This is a genomic window from Actinoplanes flavus (genome assembly GCF_017592555.1).
Taxonomy (GTDB): Bacteria; Actinomycetota; Actinomycetes; order Mycobacteriales; family Micromonosporaceae; genus Actinoplanes; species Actinoplanes flavus.
Map to the genome: position 1 here is coordinate 18,292 of NZ_JAGFNS010000016.1, position 20,406 is coordinate 38,697.

15 protein-coding genes and 1 tRNA gene are annotated in these 20,406 nt (G+C 71.3%); 10 read left to right on the forward strand and 6 right to left on the reverse strand.

Annotated features, from left to right (window positions below; all coding sequences use genetic code 11):
- Window position 1: 1 nt before the first annotated feature.
- Both hisC and J5X75_RS23755 read right to left on the reverse strand, forming a co-directional pair.
- A complete protein-coding gene (gene hisC, locus J5X75_RS23750) occupies window positions 2-1,090 on the reverse strand; it encodes a histidinol-phosphate transaminase (protein WP_208469704.1) in 1,089 nt (362 codons plus the stop codon).
- Window positions 1,087-2,031, reverse strand: a complete 945-nt coding sequence (locus J5X75_RS23755; RefSeq protein ID WP_208469705.1) for an RDD family protein — start codon at window positions 2,029-2,031, stop codon at window positions 1,087-1,089. The genes hisC and J5X75_RS23755 overlap by 4 nt, the downstream gene beginning before the upstream one ends.
- 193 nt (window positions 2,032-2,224) lie before the next feature.
- On the opposite strand from J5X75_RS23755, the gene J5X75_RS23760 reads away from it, so the two are divergent.
- The 3 genes from J5X75_RS23760 (at window position 2,225) to J5X75_RS23770 (ending at window position 5,789) form a co-directional block, all read left to right on the forward strand.
- Window positions 2,225-2,713: an Lrp/AsnC family transcriptional regulator gene (locus J5X75_RS23760; protein ID WP_208469706.1), complete on the forward strand. Its 489-nt coding sequence runs from the start codon at window positions 2,225-2,227 to the stop codon at window positions 2,711-2,713.
- A 62-nt stretch (window positions 2,714-2,775) separates the two neighbouring features.
- Entirely contained in the window at window positions 2,776-4,068 is a 1,293-nt protein-coding gene (locus J5X75_RS23765) for a PQQ-binding-like beta-propeller repeat protein (RefSeq protein WP_208469707.1), read from the forward strand.
- Window positions 4,069-4,130: 62 nt separating this feature from the next.
- Window positions 4,131-5,789 (forward strand): fumarate hydratase, encoded by a 1,659-nt coding sequence (locus J5X75_RS23770; RefSeq protein WP_208469708.1) that lies wholly within the window; start codon window positions 4,131-4,133, stop codon window positions 5,787-5,789.
- A 15-nt stretch (window positions 5,790-5,804) separates the two neighbouring features.
- Here the strand turns inward: J5X75_RS23770 and J5X75_RS23775 are convergent, their stop codons facing one another.
- Window positions 5,805-6,329, reverse strand: coding sequence for a hypothetical protein (locus J5X75_RS23775; RefSeq protein WP_208469709.1), 525 nt, complete (start codon window positions 6,327-6,329; stop codon window positions 5,805-5,807).
- A gap of 298 nt (window positions 6,330-6,627) precedes the next feature.
- On the opposite strand from J5X75_RS23775, the gene J5X75_RS23780 reads away from it, so the two are divergent.
- The 4 genes from J5X75_RS23780 to rlmB are packed head-to-tail and all read left to right on the forward strand — an operon-like array spanning window position 6,628 to window position 13,569.
- Window positions 6,628-9,609: an AfsR/SARP family transcriptional regulator gene (locus J5X75_RS23780; RefSeq protein WP_208469710.1), complete on the forward strand. Its 2,982-nt coding sequence runs from the start codon at window positions 6,628-6,630 to the stop codon at window positions 9,607-9,609.
- Between the two features lie 38 nt (window positions 9,610-9,647).
- The gene (locus tag J5X75_RS23785) at window positions 9,648-11,003 is read left to right on the forward strand and encodes a class II fumarate hydratase (protein ID WP_238489073.1); all 1,356 of its coding nucleotides are present in this window, start codon (window positions 9,648-9,650) and stop codon (window positions 11,001-11,003) included.
- Window positions 11,004-11,026: 23 nt separating this feature from the next.
- A complete protein-coding gene (gene cysS, locus J5X75_RS23790; protein ID WP_208469712.1) occupies window positions 11,027-12,442 on the forward strand; it encodes a cysteine--tRNA ligase in 1,416 nt (471 codons plus the stop codon).
- Entirely contained in the window at window positions 12,442-13,569 is a 1,128-nt protein-coding gene (rlmB, locus tag J5X75_RS23795; RefSeq protein ID WP_208469713.1) for a 23S rRNA (guanosine(2251)-2'-O)-methyltransferase RlmB, read from the forward strand. Before cysS ends, rlmB begins: the two co-directional genes overlap by 1 nt.
- 6 nt (window positions 13,570-13,575) lie before the next feature.
- On the opposite strand, the gene J5X75_RS23800 is transcribed toward rlmB, so the two are convergent.
- A complete protein-coding gene (locus J5X75_RS23800; protein ID WP_208469714.1) occupies window positions 13,576-14,691 on the reverse strand; it encodes an outer membrane protein assembly factor BamB family protein in 1,116 nt (371 codons plus the stop codon).
- A gap of 179 nt (window positions 14,692-14,870) precedes the next feature.
- Between J5X75_RS23800 and J5X75_RS23805 the strand changes: the two genes are divergently transcribed.
- Window positions 14,871-16,895, forward strand: a complete 2,025-nt coding sequence (locus J5X75_RS23805) for a YncE family protein (protein WP_208469715.1) — start codon at window positions 14,871-14,873, stop codon at window positions 16,893-16,895.
- 39 nt (window positions 16,896-16,934) lie between these two features.
- Here the strand turns inward: J5X75_RS23805 and J5X75_RS23810 are convergent.
- A tRNA-Thr gene (locus tag J5X75_RS23810) sits at window positions 16,935-17,011 on the reverse strand.
- 138 nt (window positions 17,012-17,149) lie between these two features.
- Here J5X75_RS23810 and J5X75_RS23815 point away from each other — a divergent pair.
- On the forward strand, window positions 17,150-18,238 hold the full coding sequence (locus J5X75_RS23815) for an ABC transporter ATP-binding protein (protein ID WP_208469716.1): 1,089 nt from the start codon (window positions 17,150-17,152) through the stop codon (window positions 18,236-18,238).
- A gap of 52 nt (window positions 18,239-18,290) precedes the next feature.
- Here J5X75_RS23815 and J5X75_RS23820 read toward each other — a convergent pair whose 3' ends face one another.
- Window positions 18,291-19,838, reverse strand: a complete 1,548-nt coding sequence (locus J5X75_RS23820; protein ID WP_208469717.1) for an outer membrane protein assembly factor BamB family protein — start codon at window positions 19,836-19,838, stop codon at window positions 18,291-18,293.
- A 75-nt stretch (window positions 19,839-19,913) separates the two neighbouring features.
- Here J5X75_RS23820 and J5X75_RS23825 point away from each other — a divergent pair, with 75 nt between their 5' ends.
- On the forward strand, window positions 19,914-20,333 hold the full coding sequence (locus J5X75_RS23825) for a GNAT family N-acetyltransferase (protein WP_208469718.1): 420 nt from the start codon (window positions 19,914-19,916) through the stop codon (window positions 20,331-20,333).
- Window positions 20,334-20,406: the final 73 nt, after the last annotated feature.

Consider the following 20,406-nt stretch of genomic DNA (forward strand, 5'->3'; position numbering starts at 1 on the left):
ATCAGGACGTTGCGGTGAGCGTGGCCTCGGCGACCATCAGGAACTGGTCGTTCTCCTCGGGGGTGCCGATGGTGACCCGGACGCCCTCGGGGTGGAAACCGCGCACGATCACGCCGCGGTTCTCGCAGGCGGCGGTGAAGGCGGCGGTCCGGTCGCCGAGCGGCAGCCAGACGAAGTTGGCCTGGCTGTCCGGGACGTCGAGGGAGAGCTTGCGCAGCGCCTCGGTCACCCGGGACCGCTCGGTGACCACCTCGGCGCACCGGCGGCGGACCTCCGCCTCCTGATCGAGGGCGGCGAGGGCGGCCGCCTGCGCGACCAGGCTGGTGGAGAACGGGGTGACCACCTTGCGGATGGTGGCGGCGATCTCCGGCTGGGCGACCAGGTAGCCCATCCGCAGACCGGCCAGGCCCCACGCCTTGCTCATGGTGCGCAGGACCACGACGTTGGGGCGGTCCCCGTACGTCTCCAGGCCGTCCGGGACGTCCGGGTCGGTGACGAACTCCCGGTACGCCTCGTCGAGCACCACGAGCACGTCGGACGGCACCTCACCGAGGAACCGGTCCAGCTCGGCCCGGCGCAGGCTGGTGCCGGTCGGGTTGTTCGGGTTGCAGACGAAGACGAGCCGGGTCTGGTCGGTGATCGCCTCGGCGATGGCGGTCAGGTCGTGCCCGTGCGCCGCGGTGTTCGGCACCCGGACGCTGGTGGCGCCGCCGCCGGCCGCGATGATCGGGTACGCCTCGAAGGACCGCCACGAGTAGACGATCTCGTCGCCGGGCAGGCAGGTCGCCTTCACCAGGATCTCGGCCAGCGCCACCGAGCCGCATCCGGTGACCACCCGCTCCGGGGCGACGCCGAACCGCTCGCCGATCCGGTCGCGCAGCTGGACCACGCCCATGTCCGGGTACCGGTGGACGGTCCGGGCGGCGTCCGTGATCGCCTCCACGACCCCGGGCAGCGGCCCGTACGGCACCTCGTTGCTGGCCAGCTTGATCGCCTCGGCGATGCCCAGCTCCCGGGCGAGGTCGGCGACGTTGCGGCCGGGCACGTAGTTGGGCAGCGCGTCCAGGTCGGCACGGGTGAGCCGGGTCATTGCGGTCCTCCGGGGTGGTCGTCGCGGGTGGTGGCGTCGATGGTCGGTGGTGCGCCGGCCGGCACGGCCACCACGACGGTGGCCGCGGCCTTGTCGTGCCACGCCTGCCGCAGCCGGGTGTCGAAGACGGGGGAGAGCGCGGCCACGAACTGGATGATCAGGCCGATGCCGCACCACCAGAAGAGGGTCCACATGCCGAGCCGGGCCCAGCGGGTGAAGGCCCGGCCGAACCCGATCGCGCCGATCTTCTCCACCGGGACGACCTTGATCCCCAACAGTCGCTTGCCCAGGGTCTGCCCGGTGCTGGCGATCGACGGCGCCTCGTAGAGCAGCCAGAGCAGCGTGGCGATCATGACGATGGCCACCGACAGCGTCTGCATCCGCTCGGAGGGCTGCTGGACCACCGGGGCGGCGACGCCGGCCTTCATCTGGTCCATGTAGTCGGTGAGGATCGGCGAGAAGTCCTGCCAGTACAGGTACACGAAGTAGCCGTTGACCAGGATGTTGAGCACCAGCACCGCGGCGATGTCGACGAGCCGTGCGGTGAGCCGCCGGCCGAGCCCGGCCAGCGCCAGGCCGTGCGGCCGCACCTCGGGCATCGGGTAGAGGTAGGGGTGCATCGGCTGCGCGCCGGCCGTCTGCTGCCAGCCCGGCGGCGGCTGCATGCCCGGTGGTGGCTGCCATCCCGGTGGCGGCGGCGGTTGCGGGCCCCAGCCGGGCGGCGGAGCCGGCTGCGGGCCGGGGGCCGGGGCGGGGGTCACGACGGTGGGCGCGGCCGGGGTGACCGGGGCGGGCGGCTCCGGCTCCTCCGCGGGCGGCGGGCCGTCCGGTGGCGTCGCGTCCGCCGGGATGGCCTTGCCCACCCAGCCCTCACCGTCCCAGTAGCGCTGGGTGCTGGTGTCGGCGGGATCCTTGTACCAACCCGCGGGAACGGAACTCATGCGCAAACCTTTACCACGACAGCTTGACGATTCCCTGCGGGCTGACCGGTCCGCTGGGTCTGCTCACAGTGTCACAGGTCGTCACCGGCCGGAGCCCGGTGCTTCCGCCTCACGGTGATCCTTCGGGCCGGGCTGGGCAACCGGTGTGTTGATGGCTGATCAACGTGCGCAATCGGTGCGGTAGCTTCACGCCATGGGTGAGCAGACTGTCCAGCTGGATCCGCTCGACGCGCGGCTCATCTCGCTGCTCGCGGCCGAACCGCGGATCGGTGTGCTGGAACTCTCCCGGCGGCTCGCGGTGGCCCGCGGCACGGTCCAGGCGCGGCTGGACAAGCTGATCGCGCGGGGCGCGATCAAGGGCTTCGGGCCCGACGTCCAGCCGGCCGCGATCGGTTTCGGGGTCACCAGCTTCGTGACATTGGAGATCATCCAGAGGTACGGGCACGACGCCGTCGCCGAGCACCTGGCGGAGATCCCCGAGGTCCTGGAGGCGCACACGATCACCGGCGGCGGGGACATCCTGTGCCGGATCGTGGCCCGCTCCAACGCCGACCTGCAACGGGTGATCGACCAGATCGTCGGCTACGCGGGCATCGGCCGGGCGCACACGATCATCGCGCTCGCCGAGCTGATCCCGTACCGGACCGTGCCGCTGGTGCGATCGGCTACAACCCGGACATAACCCGCCGACACGGGCATTCCGTGCTGGCCGGTTCCCGGATCGAAGGTCATTACCCTGCCCGCATGGCCTCCGGAGGCGGTTCCTGGAAGGGATACACGCTGGTCGCCGCCACGGTCGTCGTCACCGTGCTGGCCGCGACCGGCGTGTGGAACCCGTTCCCGCGGCTCTGGTCGTGGATCAGCACGAGCGGGCCGATCGCGCCCGGGGCCCGCTGGCAGCAGCAGCTGGGCGGGTCGCCGCAGAGCATCGCGATCGCCGGCGACGCGGTGATCGTCGAGTACCGGACCTCGGTGGAGGCCTACGGCCTGACCGCCGCCGTCAAGCTCTGGTCCTCGGACGCCGACTGGGCCTCGATCGCCGGCAAGGGCGCCAACGCCGTCGTGGTGACCGGCCGCCTGCTGACCAAGGGCTACCAGGTCCTCGACCCGGCCACCGGCACGGTACGGCGGTCCGACAGCGGCGCCACGGCGGTCTGGACCTACCAGGACGCGATCGTGGACCTGACCTGTTCCGGCGGCGACGACTGCCGGCTCACCGCCTGGGATCCGCGCTCCGGTGAACAGCTCTGGACGGTCGGCACCGGAAGCATCGGGTTCGTCCTGGACGCCGCCAACCCCGACCTGCCGGACACCCGGCGGCTCTCCTCCGACCGGGTGGACGACGACGTGGCCGGGCCGCCGGTCCTGCCCGGCCTGCTCGGGCTGCCGCACGACGGCCGGATCCGGGTGATCGACACGGCCAGCGGCCGGCTCGTGCAGACCGTGCGGCCCGGCCGGGAGCAGCGGGTCGCGGTGGTCGGCGGCCGGGTCCTGACGATCACCGGCACCGCCAAGGACGGCACCTGCTACTACGACGTGGTGGCCGGGAGCCCGCCGGGTGGGCAGGTGGTGTGGCGGCGGGACGGGCTGAACCTGCGCACCGCCGACAACGGGTCCGCCTGCGACCAGGAGCGCGATCCGGCCGGCGGCTACAACGTGGTGCTCGGCGTCGACCCGTACGGGCGGGAGGTGCTGATCAACGGCTACGACGGGCGCAACCTGTGGTACGGCGACAAGGAGTCGAAGGTGCTCACCGTCAACGACACCTACGCCGTCATCCGCAAGGGCGATCAGGTACGGGGGCACTCGTTCGCCAAGGACAAGGCGGTCTGGCGGCTGGACGGGCGGGGTGAGGTCGGTGCGGCGCTCACCCCGTACGCCGTGATCGTCGTCTCGAAGGACAGGGTCACCGCGCTGACCCCGTCGAACGGGGCGGTCCGTGCCGATGTGCGTACCGATGCGAAGGTCTTCGCGGTCGGCCCGGACGGGATGATCGCGGCATCCGGGCGGGACATGGCCTACCTGCCGTTCTCCTGATGCGGGGAAGCTCCGGGGAGTGGTTCGCGCGGCACGGCCTCGCTGGCCTAGGCTTGCCGCTCATGAGCAGAGGCGCCGATTTCAGCTACTCGCCGCTCCTCCCGACCGGTGCGGACCTGACCGAGTACCGCCTGGTCACCGACGAGGGCGTGGATGTCGTCGAGGGTCCGGGCGGCCGACGGTTCCTGACCGTCGATCCGGCGGCGCTCACCCAGCTCACCGCGGAGGCGATGCACGACATCGCGCACTACCTGCGGCCCGCCCACCTGGCCCAGCTGCGCTCGATCATCGACGACCCGAAGGCGTCGCCGAACGACCGGTTCGTCGCGCTGGACCTGCTGCGCAACGCGAACATCGCGGCCGGCGGGGTGCTGCCGATGTGCCAGGACACCGGCACCGCCATCGTGATGGGCAAGCGCGGCCGGCACGTGCTCACCGACGGCACCGACGAGGCGGCCATCGCCCTCGGCGTCTACCAGGCCTACACCCGGCTCAACCTGCGGTACTCGCAGCTCGCCCCGATCACCATGTGGGACGAGAAGAACACCGGGACCAACCTGCCGGCCCAGATCGAGCTGTACGCCGAGGACCCGGGTGGTCAGCCGGACGCGTACAAGTTCCTGTTCATGGCCAAGGGCGGCGGCTCGGCCAACAAGTCGTACCTGTACCAGGAGACGAAGGCGCTGCTGAACCCGCAGCGGATGATGCAGTTCCTGGACGAGAAGCTGCGCCTCATCGGGACGTCGGCGTGCCCGCCGTACCACCTGGCCGTGGTCGTCGGCGGCACCAGCGCCGAGCACGCGCTGAAGACCGCGAAGCTGGCCTCCGCGAAGTACCTGGACAACCTGCCCACCTCGGGCACCATGCTGGCGCACGGCTTCCGTGACCTGGAGCTGGAGGCTGCGGTCCTGGAGCTGACCCGGGACTTCGGCATCGGCGCGCAGTTCGGCGGCCGCTACTTCTGCCACGACGTCCGGGTGATCCGCCTGCCCCGGCACGGCGCGTCCTGCCCGGTCGCGATCGCGGTCTCCTGCTCAGCGGACCGCCAGGCGGTCGCCAAGATCACCCCGTCCGGCGTGTGGCTGGAGCGTCTGGAGACCGACCCGGCCCGCTACCTGCCCGACGTCGACCTGGACGAGTCGCCGGTCGTCAACATCGACCTGAACCGGCCGATGGCCGAGATCCGCGCGGAACTGAGCAAGTACCCGGTGAAGACCCGGCTGTCGCTGACCGGCCCGCTGGTGGTGGCCCGGGACATCGCGCACGCCAAGATCGCCGAGCGGCTCGACGCCGGCCAGCCGATGCCGGACTACATGCGCGACCACGCGGTCTACTACGCCGGCCCGGCCAAGACCCCCGAGGGGTACGCTTCCGGCTCCTTCGGGCCCACCACGGCCGGCCGGATGGACTCCTACGTCGAGAAGTTCCAGGCGGCCGGCGGCTCGATGGTGATGCTCGCCAAGGGCAACCGGTCCAAGCAGGTCACCGACGCCTGCCAGACGCACGGCGGGTTCTACCTCGGCTCGATCGGCGGCCCGGCCGCCCGCCTCGCCCAGGACTGCATCCGTCACGTCGAGGTGCTGGAGTTCCCGGAGCTCGGCATGGAGGCGGTCTGGAAGATCGAGGTCGAGGACTTCCCGGCCTTCATCGTGGTCGACGACAAGGGCAACGACTTCTTCGCCGAGGTGACGAAGCCGGTCCTGGGCATCGGCCGCCGCTGACCGGCGCCCCGGTGGTCAGCTGATCGCGCAGTAGCCGGCCACCGGGCTCAACCACTCGGCGATCTGGGCCTTGAGGCTCTTGTCCAGATCCTTGGTGGTCTTGATCTTCTCGATGTAGTCCCGGTTCTTCGCGCTGGTCTCGATCTTCCCGACCGAGATGATGGCGGACGCCTTGAGATCCGGGTTCTTCGCGGTGGCGACCTCCTTGCGAAGGTCGGTGGCCACCGCCTGCAACTCGGCGGCGGCGGTCTTCTCGGCGGCGGCGGCGCCGGCCTTGTCCTTGGCCTCCTTGTAGGCGATCATCTTGCCGATCGCCTTGCCGAAGTCGCCGAACCCGGCGGTGAAGACCTTGTCGAGGCGGCGGCACACCACATCGTTGTCGGCCGAGTAGTCCGGCGCCGACGGCGAGGCGAGCGGGGTGGCCTCGACCCGTGCCGAGGTGGTCGGCTGCGGGGCGCTGCTCGGCTTCGGATCGCTCCCGCACGCGGCGCTGCCGAGCAGCATGCCGCCGGCGAGCACGGCCAGGATGGCGCTTCGCATCAGAGGTTCCTCTTCGTCGGGGTCATCCAAACCCGCTCGACGTTACGTAACGAGGACAACGACCGCCAACTTTGTGTGAGCACCGAATAACGAACAGCCCGCTCACGGCGAACACCGCGAGCGGGCTGTCCTCCCCCGTTGCGAAGCCTGGCCGCTCCACCACTCTCTGGGGGCGCTCTTGGGAAGCATCGGTGGTGAAGCGGCGCTGGGACAGCAGCCTGCCGTAGGTCGCTATCGAACCGCTGTCGATCCGCTCTTGCCGGTTCTGGCTACCCTTCCATCGCCGCCCATCGAACGGATGGCCACTGTGCGCTACCGCATTCTAGGAATACTGTCCGTAACCGACAATGAGCTTCCGGTAGCGGTCACGGCCGGCCGGGAGCGGATCGTGCTCGCCATGCTCCTGCTCCGGCCCGGCCGGATCGTCGGCGTGGGCGAGCTCACCGAGGCGGTCTGGGGCACCGAGCCGCCGGCCACCGCCCGCGGACAGTTGCAGACCTGCGTGTCCCGGTTGCGCCGGATCCTCCCGGACGGAGCGATCCTCACCGACCCGGCCGGATACGGCATCCGCGTCGAACCCGGGGACCTGGACTCCGCCGAGTTCCTCCGGCTCGTCGACCAGGCGCGCACGGCCGCCCCGGAGCAGGCCCGTACGGCGTACCGGGCGGCCCTGGACCTGTGGACCGGCCCGGCCTGCGCCGAGATCGACGCCCCCGAGGTCCGGCAGGCGGCCGCGATGCTGGACGAGCGGCGGGCCCTCGCCGTCGAGGACTGGGTGGACCTGGAGCTGGCCGCCGGGCAGGCCCGGGAACTGCTCGGCGAACTGGCCGCCCTGGTCGACCGCTTCCCACTGCGGGAACGGCTGCGCGGGCAGCTGATGCTGGCGCTGTTCCGGGCCGGGCGGCAGGCCGACGCGCTGGCCGAGTTCCGGCGGGCCCGCGACACGCTCCGCGACGAGCTGGGCATCGATCCCGGCCCGGAACTCCAGGAACTGCACCGTGACCTGCTCGCCGGATCGGTGCCCGCGGCGGCCGCCCGCCCGTCGGCGCCGGTCGACGTGGTCCGCTGCCTGCCGCGTACCGTCCGGGACTTCACCGGCCGGTCCGGGCTGGTCGACCGGCTGATCGGCGAGGTGTCCACGGCCGGGCCGGCGATCCTGACGATCGACGGGATGGCCGGCAGCGGCAAGACGACCCTCGCGCTGCACGTCGCCACCCTGATCGGCGACCGGTACCCGGACGCGCACCTCTTCGTCGACCTCCAGGGACACAGCGAACACGACCCGGTCGACCCGGCCGGCGCCCTGCTCGTCCTGCTGCGCCAGCTCGGCCTCGCCGCCGACGTGATCCCGGCCGCCCTGGTCGACCGGGTCGGGCTCTGGCGTACCGAGCTGGCCCGCCGACGGGCGCTGGTGGTCTTCGACAACGCCGCGTCCAGCGCCCAGGTGGAGGACCTGCTGCCGACCGCGGCGGGCAGCCTGGCGGTGGTCACCAGCCGCCGCCGGCTCGCCGGGCTGGACGGCGTGCACCCGGAGTCGTTGCCGGTCCTGGACCCGGACGAGGCGATCGCCCTGCTCGAACGGATCGTGGGCGACCGGGTCCGGGCCGAACCGGAGGCGGCCGCCGAGGTGGTCCGGCGCTGCGGCGGCCTGCCGCTCGCCGTGCGGCTGGCCGGCGCCCGGCTCGCGCACCGGCCCCGGTGGCGGGTGGCCGACCTGGTCCGGCGGCTGGGCGACGCGGCCCTGCCCGAGCTGGCGGTGGAGAGCCGGACCGTGGCCAGCGCGTTCGCCCTCTCCTTCGGCCAGCTCGCGGAGCACCATCAGCGGCACTACCGGTTGCTCGGCCTCTTCCCCGGCACGCTGCTCGACGCGCCGGCCGCCGCGGCGCTCACCGGCCTGCCCCTCGACGAGGCCCGGGACCTGCTCGACGAGCTGGTCGACGTCCACCTGCTGGAGGAGCCGGAGGCGGGCGTCTTCCGCATGCACGACCTGCTCCGGGAGTACAGCGCGCTGCTCGCCGAGGGGCTGCCCGAACCGGAACGCGGCGCGGCCGTCCTGGCGCTGCTCGACCTGGAGACGTACGCCCTGGCCGCCACCACGCCGCCGACCATGGAAAGCCTCGCCAACTTCCTGGAGAAGCTGCCGGACCTGCGGCCCGACCTGCGGGCGGCGATCACCGACCCGGCCGCCCGGCTGGAGCTGCGCCGGCCGGACCTGGGCGCCTTCCTGGAGGCGGCGGTCCGGTCCGGGCACCCGCAGTACGCGTGGCTCATCCCCCGGGCCGCCTGGTACCTGCTCTTCTACCGCGGGTACAACCAGGACGTCGTGACCCTGAACGAGCGCGGCCTGGCCGTCGCGCGCGAGGCCGGCGACCTGGACGGGGTCGCGATGATGGCGAACTACGTGGCCTCCTACCACTACCGGGCCGCCGACTACGACCGGACGCTGGAGTACCTCCAGGAGGCCATCGCGATCCGGGAGCGGCAGGGCGACCTGCGCGGCCTGGCCCAGTGCCTGTCGAACGTGGCCTCGGTGCAGGTCGCCACCGGCCGGTTCGCCGAGGCCGTGGCGAGCGCGCAGGAGTCGATCCGGCTGGCCTGCATGGCCCGGCTGCCGATCAACCCGCTGAGCGCGACCACCCAGCTGGGCATCGCGCTGCGGCGGCTCGGCCGGTACGAGGAGGCGCTGCGCATCGACCGGCTCCGGCTGATGTCCGCCCACTACCCCGGCGAGGCCCACGACTTCGCCGGATGCCTCATGCAGATGCAGCGCAACAAGCGCAGTCTCGGGCTGAGCACCCTGCCGTCCGACCGGCGGTACCTGGAGATCGCCCTGCGGATCGTCCTGGAACGCTCGCTGGCCCCGCTGGAGGCCGAGGTGCGCGCGGCGCTGGGCGTGGTCCTGGCCCTCCAGGGCGACTATCCGGCGGCGCTGGCCGAACACCGGCGCTCGGTCGGTATCGCCGACCGGATGAACCAGCTCCGGTTACGGCAGGAGACCCTCGCCGACTACGGGGACACGCTCCGGGCGTCCGGGGATCCGGGGGCCGCGCGGGCGGCGTACCGGAGATTGATCGATCTGCCCCACGCGGACCAGCACCCGTTCTTCGTGGCCCGCGCCCTCGCCGGACTCGGCGAGTGCGCCGCGGTGAGCGACCCGGAGGAGGCCCGGCGCCTCTGGTCCCGGGCGCTGGAGCTGTTCGAGCGGATGGGCGCGCCGGAGCGCTTCGCGGTGGCCGATCGGCTGCGGCTCGCCGAGAGTCGAGAGAGGATGGTCCGGTGACGACCGACGAGAGTGGTTTCCGGACCGAGCGCGACACGATGGGCGAGGTGCTCGTCCCGGCCGCGGCCCTGTGGCGTGCGCAGACCCAGCGGGCGGTGGAGAACTTCCCGATCTCCGGCCGGGGGCTGGAGGCGTCGCACATCCGGGCGCTGGCCCGGATCAAGGGCGCCGCGGCGCGGGCCAACGCGAGCCTCGGCGTGCTGGAGAAGGACCTGGCCGAGTCGATCGCGACCGCCGCGGCGCACGTGGCCGACGGCGGCTACGACGACCAGTTCCCGGTCGACGTCTTCCAGACCGGCTCGGGCACCTCGTCCAACATGAACGCGAACGAGGTGATCGCCACCCTGGCGAGCCGTGACCTGGGCCGGCCGGTGCATCCGAACGACCACGTCAACGCCTCCCAGTCGTCCAACGACGTCTTCCCCTCGTCGATCCACCTGGCCGCGGTGGAACAGGTGAGTGGCGAGCTGATCCCGGCCCTCGCCCATCTCGCCTCCGTCCTCCAGGCGAAATCCTCCGATTTCGCGGGGGTGGTCAAGAGCGGCCGCACGCATCTCATGGACGCCACCCCGGTCACCCTCGGGCAGGAGTTCTCCGGGTACGCGCGCCAGGTCACCAACGGCGTCGAGCGCCTTCAGGCCACCCTGCCCCGGCTCGGTGAGCTGCCGCTCGGCGGCACCGCGGTGGGCACCGGGGTGAACACGCCGCCCGGGTTCGCGCAGGCGGTGATCCGGCTGCTCGCCGACGAGACCGGCCTGCCGCTGACCGAGGCCCGCGACCACTTCGAGGCGCAGGGCGCCCGGGACGCGCTGGTCGAGGCGTCCGGCCAGCTGCGGGTGATCGCCGCCGGCCTCTACAAGATCGCCAACGACATCCGCTGGATGGGCTCCGGGCCCCGGGCCGGTCTGCGCGAGCTGCGCCTGCCCGACCTCCAGCCCGGCTCGTCGATCATGCCGGGCAAGGTGAACCCGGTGGTCCCCGAGGCGGTCCGCCAGGTCGCCGCCCAGGTGATCGGCAACGACGCGACGGTCGCCTTCGCCGGCACCCAGGGCGACTTCGAGCTCAACGTGATGCTGCCGGTGATGGCCCGCAACCTGCTGGAGTCGATCCGGCTGCTGGCCGCCGTGTCCCGGCTCCTCGCCGACCGCTGCGTCGCGGGCCTGGAGGCCAACGAGGAGATCGCCCGGGGGTACGCGGAGGGTTCGCCGTCGATCGTCACCCCGCTCAACCGGTACCTCGGCTACGACGAGGCGGCCGCGATCGCCAAGGAGGCGCTCGCCACCGGACGGACCATCCGCGAGGTGGTGATCGGGCGCGGCCACGTCGGGGCGGGCCGGCTCACCGAGGCGCAGCTCGACGAAGCGCTCGACGTGCTCCGGATGACGCGTCCCTGAGGTCCGGCCGGTACCCTTGTACGGTGACTCTCCGCCTGTATGACACCGCGACCCGATCGGTCCGGGACTTCGTCCCGATGACGCCCGGTCAGGCGGGGATCTACCTGTGTGGCGTCACCGTGCAGTCCTCGCCCCACATCGGCCATCTGCGCTCCGCCGTCAACTACGACGTGTTGCGGCGCTGGCTGCTGCACGAGGGGCTGGAGGTCACCTTCGTCCGCAACGTCACCGACGTGGACGACAAGATCCTGCAGAAGTCGCTGGAGCACAAGCGGCCGTGGTGGGCCATCGCCTACGAGAACCGGCTGCTGCTGGAGCGCGACTACCGCGCCCTCAACGTGCTGCCGCCGACGTACGAGCCGTTGGCCACCGGGCACATCACCGAGATGCACGAGCTGATCGGGGCGCTGATCGAGCGTGGACACGCCTACCCCGGTGGGGGCGACTGCGCCGACGTCTACTTCGACGTGCTCTCCTACCGCGACTACGGCGCGCTCTCCGGTCAGCGGCCGGAGGACATGCGCGACGCCGGCGACGCCCCGGTGCGCGACAAGCGCGACCACCGTGACTTCGCCCTGTGGAAGGGCGTGAAGGCGGACGAGCCGCAGGACGCGTACTGGCCGTCGCCCTGGGGCCGCGGCCGGCCCGGCTGGCACATCGAGTGCTCGGCCATGGCCCAGCGCTATCTCGGCGACGAGTTCGACATCCACGGCGGCGGCCTCGACCTCACCTTCCCGCACCACGAGAACGAGGTGGCCCAGTCCAAGGCGGCCGGTCTCGGTTTCGCCCGCTACTGGGTGCACCACGCGCTGCTCAACCTCGGTGACTCCAAGATGAGCAAGTCGCTGGGCAACGTGATCGATCTGAACTCGGTGACCGAGGCCGGCATCCGCCCGGTCGAGCTGCGCTACTACCTGGGCAGCCCGCACTACCGCTCACGGATCGACTACTCCGACGAGGCGCTGCGGGAGGCCGCGGTCGCCTACCGGCGGATCGAGGGCTTCGTGCAGCGCGCGGCCGAGGTTGTCGGCAACGGGCGGCCCAAGGCGGTGCCGCCGGCCTTCGCCGACGCGATGAACGACGACCTGAACACCTCGGCGGCGCTCGCGGTCGTGCACGACACCATCCGGGAGGGCAACACCGCCCTGGCCGCCGGTGACGAGCCGGCCATCCGCGGCGCGCTGACCGCGGTCCGGGCCATGCTCGGCGTGCTCGGCATCGACCCGTTCGACGGCGCCTGGAGTGGCGGCGAGAGTGGCAACGATCTCAAGCCGGTGGTCGACTCCCTGGTCGCCCTGGCATTGGAACAGCGGGCCCAGGCCCGCGCACGTAAGGACTGGGCGGCCGCCGACTCGGTGCGGGACCAGCTCAAGAACGCGGGTATTCAGGTGGAGGACACTCCGACCGGGCCGCGCTGGACGGTAGGAGAACAGCACTGATGGCCGGCAATTCGTTCAATGCGAGCAAGCGCTCCACCTCGAAGAAGGGGGCGAGCATCGGGTCCGGCGGCAAGAACCGCGCCGGGCTCAAGGGCCGGGGCAAGACCCTGCCGGCTGACGAGCGCCCCTGGCACAAGGGCTACTCGGGCACCGAGAAGCTGCCCGAGAAGACCGCTCGTAAGCAGGAGAAGGAGCGCCGGGCGGCGGCCGCCGAGGGCCGTGCGCCCAAGGTCGGCGTCCCCGGCAGCAAGGACACCACCTGGGGCCGGGGCGGTGGCCGGGCCGCCGGGATCACCCGGACCCAGTCGGCCCGCGGCGGCGTGCGGGGCGGCGGTCCGCGGGGGCCGCGGATCGCACCCGGGCGCCGGTCCAACCCCACCAAGGAAGGTCCCGAGCTGCTGCTCGGCCGCAACCCGGTGGTCGAGGCGCTGCGGGCCGTGGTGCCCGCCACCGCGCTGTACGTGGCGCAGGGCATCGACATCGACGAGCGGGTCGCCGAGATCGTCCGGACCTCCGGTGACCGGGGCATCCCGATCCTGGAGATCAGCCGCAACGAGCTGGACCGGATGACCGGCGGCGTGCTGCACCAGGGCGTCGGGCTCCAGGTGCCGCCGTTCGCGTACGAGGACTTCGAGGACCTGGTCAACGCGGCGCTGGAGCAGACGTCCCCGCTGCTGGTGGCCCTGGACGGCATCACCGACCCGCGCAACGTGGGCGCCGTGATCCGGTCGGTGGCGGCCTTCGGCGGGCATGGCGTCTTCATGACCGAGCGGCGGGCCGCCGGCATCACCGCGACCGCCTGGCGCACCAGCGCCGGCGCGGCCGCCCGGGTGCCGGTGTCGCAGGTGGTCAACCTGACCCGGGCGATCAAGTCGGCGCAGAAGGCGGGCTTCACCGCCATCGGGCTGGACGCCGACGGCGAGACCGACCTCTACCAGCTGGAGGCGGCGGTCGGGCCGCTGCTCGTGGTGGTCGGCTCCGAGGGCCGCGGCCTGTCCCGCCTCGTCGGTGAGACCTGTGACCTGCGGGTGAGCATCCCGATGGCCTCCGACGTGGAGTCCCTCAACGCCAGCGTGGCGGCGGCCGTGACCCTCGCCGAGGTGAGCCGCCGCCGATCCCAGGGCTGAGTCCGGCTAGAAGTAGGCGCGCAGGCGGCTGCCGTCCGTGAGGAAGAGGCGGCCGTCTGCCACCGTCGGTGGGTAGAACTCGCCACTCGGCATGCCGCCCTTGTACTCCTTGCCGGTCACCGCGTCGGCGATCGACAGCGGGTCTCCCATGCCGCTCGGGCTGTAGACCAGTTTCCCGGCCCGGACCGGCTGGCCGGCGTCGTTCGGCAGGTGGATCGACCACAGCTTCTTGCCGTTGCGTGCGTCCACACAGATGGTGCTGGTCCCTCGTGGGAAGTAGAGGCGGTTGTCGTCGGCGGTGACCGCGGACACCTGCCACTCCGAATCCCAGGCCCGGTTGCCGTTCGCCGCGTCGATGGCGGCCAGCCCGCCATCCTTGCGGCTGACGTAGAACCGGGAGCCGGACGGGTTGCTGCCGACCGCCGTCCAGTTCTCCGGGCTGCTCCAGATCGTCGCACCGGTCTTGATGTCGACCGCCCGCGAGCCCTGCGTCCCGGCGCGCAGCAGGAGCCGCCCCTGGGCCGACAGCAGCCCGTCCGCGCGGGTGCCGAAGAGCTTCCACATCCGGGCACCGCTGGACAGCCGGTGCGCGACCGTGGACACCTCGAAGTCGGGTCGGCTGTCGACCACGATCACACCCCGGTCGACGATCATGTCCTGGCTGGGCACACTGAGCGGCATGTCCCAGAGCCGGGTGCCGGTGGTTGCCCGGAACGCGGTCACGTAGCTCTGCTGCCGGTCGCAGGCGTAGGTGAGCGTGACCAGGGTGTCGTCGGCCAGAGCCATCCGCTTCACGCCGCGACGTTTCAGGTCCGCGTGCCAGCGGCGCTTGCCGGTGGCCGGATCGTACGCCCCGACGCCTCCGGGATCGCTGGTGTAGATGTTGCCGTACCCGGCGAGGGGTTCCCGGCCGACCTCGCACTCCAGTGACCCGTGGGTTGCCATGTCCCAGCGCCGTTTGATCGTGCCGACCGATGAAGGGGTCAGTTCGGTCTCGTGCGGGTTGTAGAAGGTGAGGCCGGGGCCGTACCCGGTCTGGGTCCACTCCGAGGCCGGTGATGGCACCGGCGCGGCGGGCAGACTGAGTGCCGCGCCCAGCGCGGCTATCAGGATGAAGTTCACGCAAGATCAACGACTGGGCCGGGATCGATGATGCGGTGGGCTTCCGGCCGGCCGAAAGCCCATGCCGTTGCGTCGCGACGATCCGGTGCCGACTCGTCCGTTCAGATGATCAACTTCGCTCGGTTCCCGCGTAGGCTCGCCCCGGCGAGTAGTCCCACTTTGGTCGTTGTGAGGTATCCATGCGTCTCTCCCGGACCGCCCTCGCGGCGGCGGTTCTCGCCGGCTCCTCGGTGGTGGCCTTCGCCGTGTCGCAGGAGCCGGCTTCCGCGGCCGAGATCGAGACGCTGCCGGCCACCGAAGCCCGGCTACTTCCCGTGACGAGCATCGACGACGTGCTCGTCGACTCGGTACACCGCCACATCCTGATCAGTGACCACGAGTCCGGCCGTCTCGTGGTGACCAACTACGGGGGTACGGTCCTCGCGCGCCGCGACGGCCTGCCCGGCATTCGCGGTCTCGCACTCTCCAGCGACGCGTCCACGGTCTACGCGGCCCGTACCGATGCGCACGCGGTGGTCGCCTTCGACGCCGCCACCGTCACGCAGAAGGCCAGCTACCCGCTCGGTGACTCGGTGTATCCGTACGACGTGGCGGTCGCCGGTGGCAAGGTGTGGTTCGGCTACATGGGGCAGTGGGGCGAGGGCGGTTTTGACGGCAACTTCGGCTCCCTCGACCTCTCCGGCGCCGACCCGGTGGTGAGCCTGCACGACAAGGCTTCCGACGGCAGCGCGTTCTACCTGGCCCCGATGGTCGTCTCCGCGCCGGCCGCGCCGAACACGCTCGTCGTCGCCGATTCCTCGGTCAATGGTGAAACCTCCGGGACGGCCGTCTCCTACGACGTCTCCGGCGGCACCGAGGCGCGCATCAGCGCGGGCGCGGTCGTCGGCTTCCGTGACCGCAACCACGAGGCGGTTCTCAGCCCGGATGGGAAGGCGCTGATCAGCGCCGCAGGGGGAGCCATGCGCAGTCCCCTGGACGACCTCGCCGCCCGAAGCATGCTGACCGCCGGCGACGACCCGGTGACCACGCTCGACATCGCCGCCGACGGGCGCCTCGCCGTCGGCCTGCCGAACAGCAACGCCACCGAGCCGAACGTCGCCGTCTACCCGGCCGGATCCACGACGTCGTCGGCCGGCTTCCAGGTGGCCAAGGTCGAGCAGTACGCGATGCCGCTGCCGCACCGGGTCTTCTGGGAGCCCGAAGGACGGCTGTTCTACATCTCACGGGGTGACCTGTACCACTTCTGGAAGCTCAGTGGTCCGGAGTTCCCGGCCCCCACGATCACCGTGGACGCCCCGGCGACCGGCGTCCGTGGACAGGCCATCACCGTGACCGGAACGATCAGTGGCCCGGTCGGCCTGCCGGACGGCACCGAACTGAACGTCACCCGCACCGATGCGGAGTCGCCCAACGGCAAGGCCCTCACCCGGGCGAGGGTCGAGGCGGGACGATTCGGGTTCAACGACGTGCCGCCGGCCGGTGGCCCGGTCAAGTACACGGTCTCGTTCGCCGGAAGTCCGGTCGCCGACGCCGCCACCGGCAGTGACACCGTCCAGATCCCGAGAGTGACGCCCACGCTCTCGTTGACCGGTAACAAGTCGGTCTACGCGGACGGGCAGACGGTGACGGTCACCGCGACGCTGGGCGCCACCCACACCAACCGGACCGTCGAGTTCTACACGCAGCGGGCCGGCGACAAGGTGAACCCCTACCCGGCCTGGACCGGGAAGGTCGACAGCGCGGGCAAGGCGTCGCTCAAGCTGACAATGAGCCGGAACACCACGGTGACGGTCACGTTCGCCGGCGACGGACGGTACGCGCCGCGGTCGGTGGCCTCGGTTCTCTACACCAAGGTCAATATCGGCACCGGGGTCTACAACGACTACAAGACCGGGAAGATCGGTTCCCGGACATACGAGTACTTCCGTACCAGCGCGGACCCGAAGTTCATCCACACCGTGGCGCCGTACCCGAACCGCACGCTCCGGACCGTCGTGCAGTACTACTCCGGCGGCAAGTGGAAGACGTGGCGCATCGTGACCACGAAGGTCAGCACGACCGGCCGGGCCACCCTCACCGTCGCGGGCACCTACAAGGCCGGAGTGAAGTGGAGGGCCCGCGGCGAGTACGTGTACGGCACCTCAGGCGACAAGGTCAACTACACCACCGCTGGTACGTGGAGGTACTACACCTTCACCAAGTGAGCCTCTGTCGAGGTCCGGACGACCGGCCGGTGGGAGGAGTGGAGCCCCCGGTCGGGATCGAACCGACGACCTCCCGTTTACAAGACGGGTGCTCTGGCCATCTGAGCTACAGGGGCGAACGGCCTCAGCATAACGTCCTGTGATGTGAACGCCATCTTGGCAGGTCGGAAGAAAACAAATACGGTGGCGCTCGCAGTTCCTTCTACTCGGATCGTCCGGCACGTTCCTGCCGGTGGAAAGGAAGTCGATTCACCATGGCTACCGTCACGTACGACAAGGCCTCCCGGATCTACCCGGGCTCCGAGCGCCCCGCGGTCAACGAGCTGAACCTCGAGATCGGCGACGGAGAGTTCCTCGTCCTGGTCGGCCCCTCCGGTTGTGGCAAGTCCACCAGCCTGCGCATGCTCGCCGGCCTGGAGGACGTGGACCGCGGCCGCATCCTCATCAACGACAAGGACGTCACGCACCTCCCGCCGAAGTCCCGTGACATCGCGATGGTGTTCCAGAACTACGCTCTCTACCCGCACATGACGGTGTACGAGAACATGGCGTTCGCCCTGAAGCTGCGCAAGACCCCGAAGGCGGAGATCGACCGCGCCGTCAAGGAGGCCGCCGCGCTGCTCCAGCTGGAGGAGTACCTGTCGCGTAAGCCGAAGGCGCTCTCCGGTGGTCAGCGTCAGCGTGTCGCCATGGGCCGCGCGATCGTGCGCCAGCCGCAGGTGTTCCTCATGGACGAGCCGCTGTCGAACCTCGACGCCAAGCTCCGCGTCCAGACGCGTTCGCAGATCGCCACGCTCCAGGCCAAGCTGGGCGTCACCACCGTCTACGTCACCCACGACCAGGTCGAGGCCATGACCATGGGCCACCGGGTCGCGGTCATGCTGGACGGCGTGCTCCAGCAGGTGGACACCCCGCGGGCGCTCTACGACACCCCCGGCAACGTCTTCGTCGCCGGCTTCATGGGCTCCCCGGCCATGAACATCAAGACCGTGCCGCTGACCGAGTCGGGCGCCCGCTTCGGCTCCCTCAACATCCCGCTGACCCGCGAGCAGGTCGCCGCGGCCCAGCAGGGCGGCGAGGGCAAGGTCACCGTCGGCTTCCGTCCCGAGGCCGCCGACGTCGTCGGTGAGTCGGCCGACGCGCTGCCGATCGTCGTCGACCTGGTCGAGGACCTCGGCTCGGACGCCAACGTGTACGGCCACGCCGACCTGGCCCACGGCTCGGAGCGGTTCGTCGTCCGGACCGAGCGCCGCAACATGCCGCACATGGGTGAGACGGTCTTCATCAAGCCGCACACCAACGCGCTGCACGTCTTCAACGCCGGCTCGGGCATCCGCATCTGACCCACTGATCGGTAGGAAAGGGCGGTTCCCCCTCGGGGAGCCGCCCTTTTCGTCAGTCGGTGAACCGGTAGATCACGTAATCCTCCTCGGCGGCGCAGACGATCACCGAGGTGTTCCAGGAACAGCTCGCCGACCGTACGTCCGTGAGCTGCCCCAACGGCACGGCGCTCGCGCCGAGCGGGATGCCCCAGACCGCCCGGTCGCTCACCGAGGTGGTCAGGCTGTCGGAGAAGCGCAGCATGTTGCCGGCGTCCAGGCGGACCGTGACGCCCTCCTCCGCCCGGCCCTTCCGGCCGGCCTCGTCGATCACGGTGGTGGTCTCGTCGCCGACCGCCAGCACCGCGCCGCCGACCGGGACCAGGGCCTCCACCTCGGGCACGTCCACCGGCTCCGGCCAGCCGTCCTTGCCGAGCGCGAAGACCCGGTCCCTGGTCCGGTCGTAGCTCTCCGTCTGCACGAAACAGAGCCGTTCCCCGCACGGGGTCAGCTTGCTGAGCGAGGAGTTCGGCGGGGCGGTGTGCACGATGACCGGGTTCTCGGTGAGCCGGCCCAGGTCGTACGAGAGGATCCGCTGTGGGGCGGCGGAACCCCGCACGTACAGCCGACCGCCGTGCACCACGATCTCGTCGCTGGTCGACGCCACGCCGGGCAGCGGGTCGCCGACGACCTTCCCGGTGTTCAGGTCGCGGACCGTGGCCGTCTGCTCGGCGCCGATCTGGACGAACCGCTCGTCGTCGGTGAGGTCGGGGGAGAAGGGCCGCCCGGCGGTGCCCGCCGGACCGGCGAGGTCCTCGACCGTGGTGGCCAGGTGGACCGCCGACGAGTCCGGGTCGGTCTGCGACCACTTCTCGGCGCCGTCGGACAGCCCTATCCCGACGATCCGGTCCCCCTCCCGGTCGGTCCACAGCGCGGTCTTCGCGCCGAGGTGGATCTCGTCGTACGAGCCGATCCGCTTGTCCCAGAGTCGCTTGCCGTCGTCGGCGTTCAGCGCCACCACCCGGATCGTGCTGGTCGCCGACTCCGGACCGGAGAGCAGCAGCACCACGCCGGGCAGCGCGAACATCGACTTCCACGTGGTGGCCTGGCCGGCGCCGTCGCTCTCCCACAGCGTCGACCCGTCCGTCGTGTCGGCGGCCACCACCCGCAGCGTGCCGGTGTCGTCGGCGCCGGCCAGGTAGGCCCGGTCCCCGAGCACCTCGGTGTCGGCGAACGTCGAGGTGACCGGCACGCTCGGTGTCACCCGCCGGGGTTCCGCCAGCGGGACGAAGTCGATCGGGGACACGCCCGGCCAGAGGATCACCGCGGCGGCGGTGACGGCGGCGGTCGCGACGACCGCCGCGCCACCGGCCCACAGCCAGGTGCGCCGGCGTTTCGCCGCCGGTTCCTCCTCCGCGGTCGCCTCGACCGCGCCCGGGATGGTCCAGGTGCCACCGGGGTACGGGTGCGGCGTGTAACCGCCCGGCTGTCCACCGGCGGCGATCGCGGCGGCCTCGGCGGTCGCCCACGGGTCGACCGGGTCGGCGTACTCCATCTCCGGAGCCGCCGGTCGATCCTCGTTCCCCGGACCCGCCATGTCCCCGCCCTTCTCGGCCACCCCCATCGGCCCGTCATGCTACCGAGTCGACCATCGACGACCATCCTGTCGACCTTCCGGCCGGCTGGTTATCGTGGCGGCATGCGCATCGAACGGGTCACCGAAGAGGCCGAGGTCCATCGCGCGGCTGATCTCTTCGACGCGCCACCGATCGAGGCCGCCACCCGCCGGTTCCTCGCCGACCCCACCCACCATCTGCTGCTGGCCTACGACGACGCCGACCGGCCGGTCGGGATGATCACCGGGGTCGAGACCACCCACCCGGACAAGGGCACCGAGATGCTCGTCTACGAGCTCGGGGTGGCGCCGGTGGCCCGCCTCCAGGGGATCGGCGCGGCTCTGGTCGACGCGCTGGCCGAACTGGCCCGCGGCCGGGGCTGCTACGGCATGTGGGTGGCCACCGAGAACGACAACAAGGCGGCCCTGGCCACCTACCGCCGGGCCGGTGCGCTCGAGGAGATGACGTTCACCCTGCTCAGCTGGGATCTCAACCAGGACTGAACGCGCGAGAGCGCGCGCCCCGGGGGGGGGGGGGGGGGCGCCCACGCGGGGGTGGAGGGTGGTTGGGGGGGGG

Coding starts and splice junctions, on each gene's coding strand:
- hisC (WP_208469704.1), bottom strand. CDS start 1,090: ATGACCCGGCTCACCCGTGCCGACCTGGACGCGCTGCCCAACTACGTG.
- J5X75_RS23755 (WP_208469705.1), bottom strand. CDS start 2,031: ATGAGTTCCGTTCCCGCGGGTTGGTACAAGGATCCCGCCGACACCAGC.
- J5X75_RS23760 (WP_208469706.1), top strand. CDS start 2,225: ATGGGTGAGCAGACTGTCCAGCTGGATCCGCTCGACGCGCGGCTCATC.
- J5X75_RS23765 (WP_208469707.1), top strand. CDS start 2,776: ATGGCCTCCGGAGGCGGTTCCTGGAAGGGATACACGCTGGTCGCCGCC.
- J5X75_RS23770 (WP_208469708.1), top strand. CDS start 4,131: ATGAGCAGAGGCGCCGATTTCAGCTACTCGCCGCTCCTCCCGACCGGT.
- J5X75_RS23775 (WP_208469709.1), bottom strand. CDS start 6,329: ATGCGAAGCGCCATCCTGGCCGTGCTCGCCGGCGGCATGCTGCTCGGC.
- J5X75_RS23780 (WP_208469710.1), top strand. CDS start 6,628: ATGGCCACTGTGCGCTACCGCATTCTAGGAATACTGTCCGTAACCGAC.
- J5X75_RS23785 (WP_238489073.1), top strand. CDS start 9,648: ATGGGCGAGGTGCTCGTCCCGGCCGCGGCCCTGTGGCGTGCGCAGACC.
- rlmB (WP_208469713.1), top strand. CDS start 12,442: ATGGCCGGCAATTCGTTCAATGCGAGCAAGCGCTCCACCTCGAAGAAG.
- J5X75_RS23805 (WP_208469715.1), top strand. CDS start 14,871: ATGCGTCTCTCCCGGACCGCCCTCGCGGCGGCGGTTCTCGCCGGCTCC.
- J5X75_RS23815 (WP_208469716.1), top strand. CDS start 17,150: ATGGCTACCGTCACGTACGACAAGGCCTCCCGGATCTACCCGGGCTCC.
- J5X75_RS23820 (WP_208469717.1), bottom strand. CDS start 19,838: ATGGGGGTGGCCGAGAAGGGCGGGGACATGGCGGGTCCGGGGAACGAG.
- J5X75_RS23825 (WP_208469718.1), top strand. CDS start 19,914: ATGCGCATCGAACGGGTCACCGAAGAGGCCGAGGTCCATCGCGCGGCT.